12 protein-coding genes and 1 riboswitch are annotated in these 12,335 nt (G+C 68.9%); of the genes, 7 read left to right on the top strand and 5 right to left on the bottom strand.

The features are described from left to right. Positions 1-42: 42 nt before the first annotated feature. The 4 genes from ACFYR3_RS05170 to ACFYR3_RS05185 all read left to right on the top strand — a co-directional run bounded on the left by ACFYR3_RS05170 (position 43) and on the right by ACFYR3_RS05185 (position 2,567). Positions 43-360, top strand: coding sequence for a cupin domain-containing protein (locus ACFYR3_RS05170; protein ID WP_261703765.1), 318 nt, complete (start codon positions 43-45; stop codon positions 358-360). 164 nt (positions 361-524) lie between these two features. After that, positions 525-737 (top strand): DUF5326 family protein, encoded by a 213-nt coding sequence (locus ACFYR3_RS05175; protein WP_355848191.1) that lies wholly within the window; start codon positions 525-527, stop codon positions 735-737. A gap of 554 nt (positions 738-1,291) precedes the next feature. Next, positions 1,292-2,029 carry an IclR family transcriptional regulator gene (locus tag ACFYR3_RS05180; protein WP_389281613.1) on the top strand — a complete coding sequence of 246 codons (738 nt, stop codon included), beginning with the start codon at positions 1,292-1,294 and terminating at the stop codon, positions 2,027-2,029. Positions 2,030-2,129: 100 nt separating this feature from the next. After that, on the top strand, positions 2,130-2,567 hold the full coding sequence (locus tag ACFYR3_RS05185; RefSeq protein WP_355848194.1) for an SsgA family sporulation/cell division regulator: 438 nt from the start codon (positions 2,130-2,132) through the stop codon (positions 2,565-2,567). 82 nt (positions 2,568-2,649) lie between these two features. Here ACFYR3_RS05185 and ACFYR3_RS05190 read toward each other — a convergent pair whose 3' ends face one another. After that, positions 2,650-4,158, bottom strand: coding sequence for a YibE/F family protein (locus ACFYR3_RS05190; RefSeq protein WP_356782823.1), 1,509 nt, complete (start codon positions 4,156-4,158; stop codon positions 2,650-2,652). 71 nt (positions 4,159-4,229) lie between these two features. Then, positions 4,230-4,385: riboswitch (TPP riboswitch) on the top strand. Here ACFYR3_RS05190 and thiC point away from each other — a divergent pair. After that, complete coding sequence (gene thiC / locus ACFYR3_RS05195; RefSeq protein WP_355848199.1) at positions 4,378-6,198, top strand: phosphomethylpyrimidine synthase ThiC; 1,821 nt, start codon at positions 4,378-4,380, stop codon at positions 6,196-6,198. (Overlaps the previous riboswitch by 8 nt.) A gap of 57 nt (positions 6,199-6,255) precedes the next feature. Here thiC and ACFYR3_RS05200 read toward each other — a convergent pair whose 3' ends face one another. Then, a complete protein-coding gene (locus ACFYR3_RS05200; RefSeq protein WP_389281615.1) occupies positions 6,256-6,642 on the bottom strand; it encodes a VOC family protein in 387 nt (128 codons plus the stop codon). 152 nt (positions 6,643-6,794) lie between these two features. Further along, a complete protein-coding gene (locus ACFYR3_RS05205) occupies positions 6,795-7,010 on the bottom strand; it encodes a hypothetical protein (protein ID WP_389281544.1) in 216 nt (71 codons plus the stop codon). 193 nt (positions 7,011-7,203) lie between these two features. On the opposite strand from ACFYR3_RS05205, the gene ACFYR3_RS05210 reads away from it, so the two are divergent. Continuing rightward, the gene (locus ACFYR3_RS05210; RefSeq protein WP_389281546.1) at positions 7,204-8,079 is read left to right on the top strand and encodes a LysR family transcriptional regulator; all 876 of its coding nucleotides are present in this window, start codon (positions 7,204-7,206) and stop codon (positions 8,077-8,079) included. A 190-nt stretch (positions 8,080-8,269) separates the two neighbouring features. Beyond that, entirely contained in the window at positions 8,270-9,847 is a 1,578-nt protein-coding gene (locus ACFYR3_RS05215) for a VWA domain-containing protein (protein ID WP_355848210.1), read from the top strand. A gap of 192 nt (positions 9,848-10,039) precedes the next feature. Here ACFYR3_RS05215 and ACFYR3_RS05220 read toward each other — a convergent pair whose 3' ends face one another. Together ACFYR3_RS05220 and ACFYR3_RS05225 are read right to left on the bottom strand one after the other, a co-directional pair. Next, entirely contained in the window at positions 10,040-10,903 is an 864-nt protein-coding gene (locus ACFYR3_RS05220) for a hypothetical protein (RefSeq protein ID WP_355848213.1), read from the bottom strand. A gap of 180 nt (positions 10,904-11,083) precedes the next feature. Then, entirely contained in the window at positions 11,084-12,226 is a 1,143-nt protein-coding gene (locus tag ACFYR3_RS05225; RefSeq protein WP_355848216.1) for a metallophosphoesterase, read from the bottom strand. Positions 12,227-12,335 lie beyond the last annotated feature (109 nt).

Below are 12,335 nucleotides of genomic sequence, written 5' to 3' on the forward strand. Positions count from 1 at the left end.
GCTGTGGACACAGCCTGCGGTGCACAAGAGCGGACGAGGGCGATGAAGGCATTCCGGCTGGACGAACTGGAGGCGGAACGCGCCGCCAACGACGGTGCCTACCTGCAGTTTCTGCGTGAGCGGAACATGTCGGTCGGGCTGTACGCGCTCGACGCGGGCGGCCTCGACCCGCAGAAGCCGCACGCTCAGGACGAGGTGTACTTCGTGGTGAGCGGGCGTGCGTCGATCACGGTCGGCCTGGAGACCACTCAGGTGGCACGGGGCAGCGTCGTCTACGTTCCCGCGGGGGTCGCCCACAAGTTCCACCACATCACGGAGGATCTGCGGGTCCTGGTGGTGTTCTCTCCGCCCGAGAGCTGACCCGCGTCTCAGGGTTCCCTAGGGGGACGGTCAGGGGAGGACAAGGGATGCGAGGCCACCGCACGGCCCCCTCTCCGGCCTAGCATCGGATGCAAGACATCAGAGAACCCGGAATCAGTGCCCCGGCGTCGGGGCCACGGGCGAGGAGAGGTAAGGACAGGGCGATGCGAGAGATCTTCAACGGTATGCCGTGGTGGGTGAAGTGGGTCGCGGTGCCGGTCATCGCCCTGGTGGTGTTCGGCAGTCTGATAGCGAGCATCGTCGGCTTCGTCATCGGCCTGCTCTTCAAGCTGCTCGTCTTCGTCGCGCTGGTCGGCGGGCTGATCTACGTCGTGCGGAAGTTCATGTCGAGTTCCTCCTCGCACAGCGACTGGTGAGGCGCGAGAGGGTGAGCGACAGGTAACGGCGAAGGGGGAAAGGGAACCCAAGGTTCCCTCGGCCGGGGGAAGTTTTCCCGCGAGGCCGTATGCGAGCGGTGACTGGCGGTTAGAGTCCGGAACTCGACGCGGGGTCGACCCCCGCGGGCAGCGCACAGCCCCCTCCCGTGTTTCCCCGCACGGGCGGTCCTCCTCGCGCTTCGGAGTGCCCCTTGGCCACGGTTGACACCGCACCCGCACCATCAGTCGCTCCACCCTTCCGGCGATCGGGCACGCCCGCGCCGGCACGAGTTCCACCGGTCCAGCCGCGCACTTCACCGGGGGAGCCGCCCCTTTCACGCACCTCGCCGGCTCCGCCCAGGGAGCCGGCGCCGCCGCGACCTCCGCCGACGGAGGCGCCCACTCGGCGCACCTCGGCGGCGGACGGGCTCACCGGGCACACCAGGCCGTCGGTGACCCGTGGTTCGCCCTCCCCGGCCGCGGGGACGGCACGGCTCGCCCGTACCCCTCCCGCGGAGCCCGAGGCCGCCCCTCTGGACTCTCACCCCACCACCCTGATCAGTTCGGTCCAGCGGGCGATGCGTCTGCTGGAGGCCGTCGCCTCGCGTGAGCAAGGTGCCCCCGCCAAGCAGCTCGCCCGGGAGGCGGGACTCGCGCTGCCGACCGCCTACCACCTGCTGCGCACCCTGGTTCACGAGGGCTACCTGCGCCGCGACAGAGGGCTTTTCTTCCTCGGTGAGGCCGCCGAGCGGCTGAGCAGCAGCGGAGCCCAGCAGAAACGTCGCAGCACGGTGCGGGACACGCTCGCGCACTGGCGCGATGCGCTCGGCGTACCCGTGTATTACGCGGTCTACCGCGACGGCGAGATCGAGGTCATGTGCGTCGCCGACACCCCGGCTAACCCCGCGGTCGAGGAGTGGGCCGACTTCCGTGAGACCGGGCACGCCCACGCGATCGGCCAGTGTCTGCTGGCCCAGCTGGACGACCAGGCCCGGCGTGACCACCTCGATCGCTACCCGGTGAAGCCGATCACTCCGTACACGGTGCGTGACAAGGACAGTCTGCTGCGACGCCTGGAACGGACGGGGCGGATGGAACCGGTGACCGAGCGGCAGGAGTACGCGCTGGGCACGGTCTGTGCCGCGATCCCGATCACCGCGGGCAGTTCGGCCGCGGCCGTGGCCCTTTCCCTCCCTTCCCACCAGGTCGACCGACTGCTGCCCGCGGCAAGGAAGTTGCAGAGTGAAGTCGGCAGGCTGCTAGGAACACTCGCCATCTCTATCAGTATCTGAAAACTCACTCCTTGTAATGTGGCATGCACGTTGAGCAAGATTTCAAGCAGTGTCAGGGGGACGATTCCTGGCCAGTCGATGGCAAACGACGGGGTAGGCGATGCGCGAGTCGGTGCAGGCAGAGGTCATGATGAGTTTCCTCGTGTCCGAGGAGCTGTCCTTCCGCATTCCGGTCGAGCTGCGGTACGAGACCGGTGATCCGTACGCCGTGCGGCTGACCTTCCACTTGCCCGGCGACGCGCCTGTGACCTGGGCGTTCGGGCGGGAGCTGCTGATCGACGGAGTCGGCAGGCCGTGCGGTGACGGTGATGTGCACATCGCTCCGGCCGACCCGGAGGAATTCGGCGAGGTGCTGATCCGGCTTCAGGTGGGTGGCGATCACGCACTGTTCCGGTCCGGGGCCGCGCCGCTCGTCGCGTTTCTCGACCGGACGGACAAGCTGGTACCGCTCGGGCAGGAGCGCTCCCTCGCGGGTTTCGACACATCCCTCGACGAAGCGCTCGACCGCATCCTCGCGGAGGAGCAGAGCGCGGGCTGAAGTCCCGGCAGCCCGGAGCGGAGTAACGCTTCCTCACAAGGGGCGTCCGTGCAGGATGGTTTCAGCGCTTCCGGCGGACGGCTCAGTGCTTGCGGCGGCGTCCCTTCCCGCTCCGTGCCGGAGTCCTGGCGGCCGCGGGCTCCACGGGGACGGCCGTGGTCCCCTCACGGTCCGCGGCGACCACCAGGGCGGCCAGCGCGGTCGTCACCGGCACAGCGGCGACCAGACCGATCGATCCGACCAGGGTGCGCACGATCTCCTCGGCGACCAGTTCGCTGTTGGCGACGGTGCCCACGCTGCTCTGCGCGATCGAGAAGAGCAGCAACAGCGGCAGCGCGGCGCCCGCGTAGGCCAGGACGAGCGTGTTGACGACCGACGCGATGTGGTCGCGGCCGATACGGATGCCCGCGCGGTACAGGCCACGCCAGCCCATCGTGGGGTTCGCCTCGTGCAGTTCCCAGACCGCGGAAGTCTGCGTCACCGTCACGTCGTCGAGGACACCGAGCGAGCCGATGATGACTCCGGCCAGCAGCAGACCGCTCATGTCGATGGACGGGTACAGACCGTGGATCAGACCGGTGCTGTCGTCGGTGTTGCCGGTCAGTACGGCCCAGTCGATGAACACCGAGCCGAGGAGGCCGATCAGCACCAGTGAGAGCAGGGTGCCCACCACCGCCACGGATGTCCGGGCCGACAGGCCGTGGCACATGTAGAGCGCGATCAACATGATCGCGCTGGAACCGACAACGGCCACGAGCAGTGGGTTCGAGCCCTGGAGGATCGCGGGCAGGATGAAGAAGTTCAGGATCATGAAGCTGATGGCCAGGGCGACCAGCGCCATGACGCCGCGCATCCGGCCGATCACCACGACGACCACGGCGAAGATCCCGGCGAGCAGCGTCAGAGGCAGCTTCCGGTTCGCGTCCGTGACCGAGTACTGGAGGTCCTTGGGTGCGGAGGGCTCGTACGCGACGACGACCTTCTCGCTCTGACGCAACTGCCGTGACTGATCCGGCTGAACGATTTCGATGAACGTACGGCCCTTGTCCTTGCCGGTGTCGATCCGGACCGTCGCCTTCTTGCATTCACCCGCCGCCCGCTTCTGAGCGGAGGATCCCTCGGCGGTGGAGGTGTCGCCCGCCGGGGTCTCCGCGGAGGCGTTCACGGACTTGCAGTCCACCTGGTCGATCCTGGTGACCGTCGCCTGCTGAGTCTGGCGGTCGAAGCCGACACCGGTGCGCTGGTGGGAAGCGGCCCCGCCGGGCCACAGCACCACGAGACCCACCGCGACCGCGGCCGCGAAGGGGATCAGCACCGCGGCGATGACCTTGCGCAGGTGCTTGGAGACCGGCGCGGCGGGACCGTGGCTGTGCGAGTGCCCGTGCCCGGCGCTCGAATCCCCGCCGTGCTCACCGGCGGGACCGGGCCCGTGCCCGCCGCCGGGACCGTGATGCTCACTGCCCGGTCCGGGACCAGAACCACCCGGCCCATGGCCGTGTCCGTTGCCGGAGCCATGCCCATGGCCGTCGTCGGAGCCCGGACGCCGCGGCGGCTCGGACGGCGGGAACGGGTGCTGCTGGGTCGTTGTCACCGCCCGATCATCGCAAGAACGGCAAGGGCCCTCTGTTCACCATGCCAAATATGACGCTAGCGTGGAGGCACCTTTGCACACGCGGGAGCTCGGAGCACCGGGCTGAGAGGGCGCTGACCTCCGTTTCGCGATGTTTCACATGAAACATCGACGAACGGAAGCTGCTGCGTCGACCGCTGAACCTGTTACCGGGTAATGCCGGCGTAGGGAGTAGGTCTCATGACCAACAAGGACGTACGCACGCCTGCCTCCAGCCAGACGGACGGGGCTTCGTCGCCGTCCACGAACGGCGAGGCCGGGAAGTCCATCGGCTGGCACAAGGCATACGTCGGGGGTACGCGTCCCGATCTGCGGGTGCCGGTTCGCCAGGTGCACCTCACCAACGGTCAGTCCGTGACGCTGTACGACACCTCCGGCCCGTACACCGATCCGACCGTCGACACCGATGTGCGCAGGGGGCTGGCGCCGCTGCGCGAGAGCTGGATCATTGCCCGCGGAGACACCGAGGAGTACGCGGGCCGTCCCGTCCGCCTCGAGGACGACGGGATCAAGCACACATCCCCGCGCGGGGGACTGCGCAACCTCGACGCTGTCTTTCCCGGGCGACCGCGCCAGCCGCGCCGGGGGCGCGCCGGGCAGGCGGTCACCCAGCTCGCGTACGCCCGACGCGGCGAGATCACACCCGAGATGGAGTTCGTGGCGGTCCGCGAGAACGTCGACCCCGAGGTCGTACGGGAGGAGATCGCCGCCGGTCGGGCGGTGCTGCCCGTGAACGTCAACCACCCGGAGATCGAGCCGATGATCATCGGCAAGCGGTTCCTGGTGAAGGTCAACGCCAACATCGGCAATTCCGCGGTCACTTCCTCCATCGAGGAGGAGGTCGAGAAGATGACCTGGGCGACCCGCTGGGGCGCCGACACGGTCATGGACCTGTCGACCGGACGCAACATCCACACCACGCGCGAATGGGTGCTGCGCAACTCCCCCGTTCCCATCGGCACGGTGCCGCTCTACCAGGCGCTGGAGAAGGTCGACGGCCGCGCCGAGGAGCTGACCTGGGAGATCTACAAGGACACAGTCATCGAACAGGCCGAACAGGGCGTGGACTACATGACGGTCCACGCGGGCGTCCGCCTGGCGTATGTGCCGCTCACCGCGAACCGCAAGACCGGCATCGTCTCGCGCGGTGGCTCGATCATGGCTGCCTGGTGCCTCGCGCACCACAAGGAGTCGTTCCTGTACGAGCACTTCGAGGATCTCTGCGAGATCCTCGCCGCGTACGACGTCACCTACTCGCTCGGCGACGGTCTGCGGCCCGGCTCCATCGCGGACGCCAACGACGCAGCACAATTCGCCGAGTTGAGGACGCTCGGGGAACTCAACACGATCGCGAAGCGTTTTCAAGTACAGACGATGATCGAAGGCCCGGGACATGTCCCGATGCACAAGATCAAGGAGAACATCGACCTTCAGCAGGAGATCTGTGATGAAGCTCCGTTCTATACGCTCGGTCCGCTGACGACGGACGTCGCGCCGGCGTACGACCACATCACTTCCGGCATCGGTGCCGCGATGATCGCCTGGTGGGGCACGGCCATGCTCTGCTATGTCACGCCCAAGGAGCACTTGGGCCTGCCCGATCGTGACGACGTCAAGACCGGCGTCATCACCTACAAGATCGCCGCCCACGCAGCCGACCTCGCCAAGGGGCACCCAGGTGCACAGGATTGGGATGACGCGCTCTCCGACGCCCGCTTCGAGTTCCGGTGGGAGGACCAGTTCAACCTGGCTCTCGACCCGGACACGGCACGGGAGTTCCACGACCAGACGCTGCCGGCCGAACCCGCCAAGACGGCCCACTTCTGCTCCATGTGCGGGCCGAAGTTCTGCTCGATGAAGATCAGCCAGAGCATCAACGAGCGGTTCGGCGGTGACGCGCCCGACGGCGCCTCCGCGGCGGAGATCTCCGAGGGCATGCTTCAGAAGTCCCGGGAGTTCGCGGAGGCGGGCAACCGCGTGTACCTGCCGCTGGCCGACTGAGTCACTCCACAGGGACGCGGTCCGGGGCCGACACCCGGACCGTCGTCCTCGGCCCGGTCATGCCGCGACGTCCTGCGGGTACCAGCGCAGTTCCACCGTGTTGCCGTCCGGATCCTGGACGTAGACCGAGGTGGCGGTGCCCCGCGCGCCGAAGCGTTCCACGGGACCCTGAAGCACGGTGAAGGATTCCGACGCGATGACCTCGTCCCAGTCCAGCGGTTCCACGGTGAGACAGATGTGGTCGACGTTGGACTCCCCGCGGGCATGGGCGACCAGATCGATGATGGTTTCCTCGGTGACCCTCACCGACGGGAACGGGACCTGGCCGCCCCGCCACTCGGCGACGCGTACGGGTGCCAGGCCGAGCAGTCCGGTGTAGAAGTCCAGGGACCGTTCGACGTCCTCGACGTTGAGGACCAGATGGTCGAGGGCCTTCACGCGCACGGGGGTCACTTCGCCTCCAGGGCGGCGGCGAGGCGGAGCCACTCGCTGAACAGGGCGGGGTCGACGTCGTCGGCACGGCTGAGCTTCACGGATGCCATCCGGCGGGCTCCGGAGACCAGTCGGCCCGATGGATCGGCCACTTCCTGGCCGCGCTAGAGGCCGAAGGTGACGTAGGACTTGTAGGCCTTGAGAAGGCAGACCGGGGTCTGACCCGGCTTGTCTCCGAGGCTCCAGGTGGGATGACCGTGCCACAGCGCGCCGGAGTCGTCGGGGAGGGCCGAGTCGATGACAGGCCTGATCCTCTCGCCGATGTCGCGCAGTGGGTCTTCGAGTTCGTTCAAGTAGGCGGTGATGCCTGAGGAGTTCATGCGGGTCCCGTTTCAGAAGGGGTGTGGTGGGTGGTGCCGAGCACGGACGCGCTGTGCGCTCGGGTGTCCGGGGGACTCGTCGGGTTGTCTCCGACGGCCGGGTGGACGCCTTCTACGATCCGCCGCGGGACAGCTCTCCATCAAGGCATGATCGACGTACGACCGTTGAGCCAGATTTAACGCCGGGGGTTGCATGTTGGAGCGACTGGAGATGGAGACCTTCCTGACGCTGGCCGAGGAACTGCACTTCGGCCGGACCGCCGAGCGGTTGCTGATCACGACCGGGCGGGTCAGCCAGGTGATCAAGAAGTTGGAACGCAGAGTCGGCGGCTCGCTGTTCGAACGTAACAGCCGGTCCGTCGCGCTCACCCCGATCGGCCGACAGCTGGCGGACGATCTGATGCCGTTGGTCGCCGGGATGGAGGCGGCGCTGCGAAGGGCCGCCGACGCCAGTCGTGGGGTCACCGGGGAACTGCGGGTCGCCTTCCTCGGCGAGTGGACGGCACCCGCACTGCTCAGAGCGGTCGGCCTGTTCGGTGAGCGGCACCCTGACTGCCGGGTCGACGTGCGGGAGGTTCAGCTGTCCAACTCCCGGGCGAGTCTGCTGGACGGTTCGATCGACGTCCTGCTCGCCTCGTTCCCCTTCGACGGAATGGCCTGCGGGCCCGCGCTGCTGCGGGAGAGACGGGTACTGGCCGTGGCGGCGGGGCATCCGCTGGCCGGCGAGGTCCAGGTGTCCGTGGAGGTGCTCGCGGAACACCCCGTGGTGCAGTACCCACAGGTGACCTCAGCGGGCTTCAAGCGGGACCGCACCCCTTCGGGCCGACCCGTTCCGAAGGGCCCGGTCGGCGGGTCGTTCTCCGAAATGCTGACTCTGGTCGCGATGGGCAGAGGCGTCCTCCCGGTCGGAGAGCACTCCCGCCAGTACTACCCGCGGCCCGATGTGGCCTACGTGCCCCTTCACGACGCGCGCCCGATCGAAAGGGGACTGGTGTGGATGGAGGGCAACACCACCGAGCGGCTTCGCGAGTTCGTACGGGCCGCGACGGACTCGACCGACTCCCCCTGAGCCGGTGCCTGATGCCCGGCGCCTGATGCCCGGTGCCCGGTGCCCTGTGTCCGGTGCTCTGCGCTCGGAGCCGTTTGCCGGGTGTGCCGGCTTCGGGGCGGGCGGCGTGGGCGGTGGGCTCGGGGCCGTCCGGTGTGTGCGCAGGTGTTCGGTCGGTTCCGGTGCCGGGTTCTCTAGGCAGACTGGGCTCATGACACCGACATCGATGAGCAAGGGCGCCAACCTTCCCGTTGCCGCTCAGGAGGTGCAGGTCGTGCTCGGCTGGTCCGGGGGCCCCGGTGCGCCGGACGCGGATGCCTCGGCCCTGCTGCTCCGTGCGGACGGACGGGTGCGGGACGACGGCGACTTTGTCTTCTACAACCAGCCGAGGCATGCCTCCGGTGCCGTGCGGCACCTGGGGAAGCGGAGGGAGGGCGACGGGACTACGGACACCGTCGCGGTGGACCTGAGGGCTCTGGAGCCGGAGATCCAGCGGGTCGTCCTGGGCGCCTCCGCAGACGGGGGCACCTTCGGACAGTTGTCGGGTCTGCGGCTGAGGCTGCTCGACGCCGCGACCGGGCAGGAGCTGGCGCTTTTCGAGATGGAGGCGACGACGGAGACGGCGTTCATCGGGGGTGAGCTGTATCTGCGGGGCGGCCAGTGGAAGTTCCGCGCGGTGGGCCAGGGGTACGCCTCCGGGCTCGCCGGCCTGGCCACCGACTTCGGGATCGGTGTGGACGAGGAGCCGGGCGCTTCCGGGAGCACGGGCTCCAAGGGCGCGGCCTCCGGAGTCATGGGCTCCGGTGGAACCTCGTCCGGGGCGGCGGCACCTTCCGCAGCCCCGCCCGCCGTTCCGCCCCGGCCCGCGGTGACGCCCCCTTCCGCACCGATGTCCTCTTCCCCGTCGATGCCCCCATCCCGACCGACGCCCCCGACCGTACCGACGCCCCCATCAGCCCCCGCTCCTCCGACCGCGCCCGTCCCCACGGCTCCCTCGGCCCCGGTCGCCGGCTCGGCTCCTCGTCTCGTCAAGGGCGAGGAGCGGTTGCCCGTGGACATGCGCAAGCGGCTCTCCCTGCGCAAGGAGCAGGTGGCGGTCAGTCTGCGCAAGCACGGGGCCGTGGGTGTCATGGCCCGCGTCATCCTGGTCCTGGACGCCTCCGGGTCGATGGCGTTCCTGTATTCGAAGGGTGTCGTGGCCGATGTGGTGGAGCGCATGGCCGCGGTGGCCGCGCAGTTGGACGACGACGGAGAGATGCAGGCGTGGACCTTCGCCTCGAACCCGGCCCGGTTGCCCGACCTTGCCGTCGGGGACCTGCCGGAGTGGCTGGAGCACCATGTCCGGGTCGGTGAACTGACCTTGTTCCGGCGGAGCAAGAAGCCGCGCAAAGGGATGCTGCCGGGCCAGGTGGACATGCGGGCGGTCGGGATCCAGAACGAGGAACAGAAGGTGATCGCCGAGGTCCGGACCTATGTCCGCGAGCACCCGGCCACCGATCCCACGCTGGTGATCTTCTTCTCCGATGGCGGCGTCCACCGCAACAAGGAGATCGAGAAGGAGCTGCGGGAGGCGGTGGACGAGCCGATCTTCTGGCAGTTCGTCGGACTGGGGCGCTCCAACTACGGCGTTCTGGAGCGGTTCGACACACTGCCGGGCCGTCGCGTCGACAACGTGGGCTTCTTCGCGGTCGACGACATCAGCGACGTACCGGATCCGGAGCTCTACGACCGGTTGCTGTCCGAGTTCCCGTCGTGGATGAGGGAGGCACGACGGCTGGGCATCATCTGAGACGGCGCGAAGGCAGCGGACGACCCCCGCGGGACCGCACCCCACCACGGCTGTGCAGGCCCGCACTCGCGGCGGCCGTACAAGCCAGCACCGGTGGCGGCCGTACAAGGACCGCACCCGTGACGGCCGTACGGGCCCGCGCGCCCGCGCGGGCCCCTTTGCTCCCTTGAACCCGGCCGTCGGCCGACCGGGTCACTCGGGCTGGTGTTCCGGTCCCCCGAAGTCCGGGCTGGAGAAGTCCGGGCTGGAGAAGCTCGGGCGAGGGCCGGCCGCGGGTCCGCCGTCGGGGCTGCTGAACCCCGGCCGGTCGTAGCCGAGGTGGGGGATACGGCTGGGAGCCGGTGCGGGGCGGCCCAGCGCCGCCGAGCCCGGGTCCGCGAGAGCTTCCCGGAGGAACGGCAGGATGCCGCGCTCCAGCAGGGCATCGCGCCAGGCTTCCTTGGCCCGGATGACCTGTTCGGTCAGTTCGCCGCCCGCTCCGGCCTGGAGCGAGGACGAGCTGTTGCGCAGTGCGGTCAGCAGCAGTCCGGCCGCGGCGACCAGAATCGCGGCCGCCGTGACCGCGCCGAAGACCCATCCAGTGGTCAGGAGAGTCCTGGCGATGGTCGGCTCGGGGTCGAGCATCTTCAGGACGTAACCCACGAGCAGGAAGATCGCCGCGGCCGTTCCGGCGAGGACGGGGGCGAGCACCGCGACGACGGCGACCGCGCCGGCACCGGCGGTCTCGGTGACCTCCCCCACGGTGGCGGCGAGCCCCATCGCGGTCGTGCCAGGCTCCATGGAGCCGGCTTCCTCGTTCATGGCCGGGGTGGACCGCGCCGGGCGGCGCAGTTCCTCGCGGACCTTCACGTAGTGCGCGTACTCGTCCGACGCGGCCGTCGTGATGAGGGCTGTGGCGTTGAGCGCCATCGTGCGCAGTTGTTCGAGGTTGAGCCGCTGGCCGACAGCGGCGAGTTCCGGGCGGTGTGGTGCGGAGCGCAGCGCCTCATCGAGGATCCGCTCGTATTCCTGGCGGTCCTCGCTCAGCAGGTGCTGCGGAACGCTGTTCATCTGCATCCCCCGATGCTCCGTAGGGCTGGTGGCTCGCACGCTGACGAGCCGTTGGGCAGAAACGGAGGGGAGCCTGCTACGGATAAGCCGATGGTAGAGCGGTGACGGCACGCCGTGACAGGGGGTTTCCAGAAATTGGCCCCCGGTTGGAGTGGTCCGCCCGGGAGACGCCTGCCCGGTGAACGCTCAGATATCCAGCGGAAGTTGTTGGACCAGCAGCTTTCCGGCCATGGTCACTCCGCCGTCCATCGCGATGGCCAGCCCGTCGGCGTAGAGGTGCGGTCCTTCGACCACAGGGCCCGCGCCGGCGTCGCCGTCCTCCGGGCCGACCTCGCCCAGCAGGTACGGAATGGGGCTGTGACCGTGGACGATGCGCGCGCCGCCGTATGCGTCGAGCAGTTCGTGGACGGCCTCGGCGCCGTCGTCGCGGAAGGCGAAGCGCCGGGTGAACTTGCGGAAGAGGTCCCAGCACTCGTCCGCGTCGTTGCGGGTGAGGGTTTCGCGGACGGTGTCGTTGACCGCTTCGATGGAGTCGCCGTAGTCGAGGTAGGCGGTGGTGTCGGAGTGCACCAGGAGGTGTCCGTCGACCTGTTCCATGGCGTCGAGGCGGGCCATCCACTGCAGGTGGTGGTCCTGGAGGCGGTCCATGTCTGTCTTCTGGCCGCCGTTGAGCAGCCAGGCGGCCTGGAAGGTGGCGGTACCCGCGCCGGAGCTGACGGGAGTGTCGCCGAATCGCCTGGCGCCGAGCAGCAGCAGCTCGTGGTTGCCCATGAGCGCCTTGCAGTAGCCGCCGGCCGCGGCCGCCTCGGCGGACAGCCGCATCACGAGGTCGATCACGCCGATGCCGTCCGGGCCGCGGTCGGTGAAGTCCCCGAGGAACCACAGGCGCGAGGTCCCGGCCGACCAGTTGCCCGCGGCGTCGACGAGGCCCTTCTCCTGGAGCGCGGCGACGAGCTGGTCGAGGTAGCCGTGCACATCCCCGACGACGTACAGCGGGCCGGGGCCCGTGCCGGGTGCCGGGGCGGGTGTGCCGGCGGGGTCGACGGCGACCTGGAGGGTGTCACCCCGATTGATGACTGGCAGATCGCGCTGTGTGGGTGTGTACCCCTCGGAGAACTCTCCCGGAAACTCCGCGGGAGACTCCACGGACGCGTACGGCGAGGATTCTCCCGACGCGTACCGCGCAGTCTCCCCGACGGGTCCTGCGCCCTCGCCCTGAGGCGTGTCCTGCGCATACGGACCGGTCTCGTGGACGTACCCGGGTACCCGGAAGTCGCGCAACGTCGCCGTCCGCACCACCTCGGGTCCCTGACCGGCCCCCTGAGTCATCGACCCCTCCACCACCATCGCGCCGCATCTGCACCGGTTCGGACTGCCTGGTCGCAGCGGCCCGCGGTGTCGTCCGCCCATCATAGGAATGCGGATCGCGCCATGTGAT

Origin of the sequence: Streptomyces sp. NPDC005784, from assembly GCF_042871525.1 — a bacterium.
Lineage (GTDB): Bacteria > Actinomycetota > Actinomycetes > Streptomycetales > Streptomycetaceae > Streptomyces.

Excerpts from the sequence above, each read along its gene's own strand:
- ACFYR3_RS05170 (WP_261703765.1), top strand. The coding sequence starts at position 43 with ATGAAGGCATTCCGGCTGGACGAACTGGAGGCGGAACGCGCCGCCAAC.
- ACFYR3_RS05175 (WP_355848191.1), top strand. The coding sequence starts at position 525 with ATGCGAGAGATCTTCAACGGTATGCCGTGGTGGGTGAAGTGGGTCGCG.
- ACFYR3_RS05185 (WP_355848194.1), top strand. The coding sequence starts at position 2,130 with ATGCGCGAGTCGGTGCAGGCAGAGGTCATGATGAGTTTCCTCGTGTCC.
- thiC (WP_355848199.1), top strand. The coding sequence starts at position 4,378 with ATGACCAACAAGGACGTACGCACGCCTGCCTCCAGCCAGACGGACGGG.
- ACFYR3_RS05205 (WP_389281544.1), bottom strand. The coding sequence starts at position 7,010 with ATGAACTCCTCAGGCATCACCGCCTACTTGAACGAACTCGAAGACCCA.
- ACFYR3_RS05210 (WP_389281546.1), top strand. The coding sequence starts at position 7,204 with ATGTTGGAGCGACTGGAGATGGAGACCTTCCTGACGCTGGCCGAGGAA.
- ACFYR3_RS05215 (WP_355848210.1), top strand. The coding sequence starts at position 8,270 with ATGACACCGACATCGATGAGCAAGGGCGCCAACCTTCCCGTTGCCGCT.
- ACFYR3_RS05220 (WP_355848213.1), bottom strand. The coding sequence starts at position 10,903 with ATGCAGATGAACAGCGTTCCGCAGCACCTGCTGAGCGAGGACCGCCAG.
- ACFYR3_RS05225 (WP_355848216.1), bottom strand. The coding sequence starts at position 12,226 with ATGACTCAGGGGGCCGGTCAGGGACCCGAGGTGGTGCGGACGGCGACG.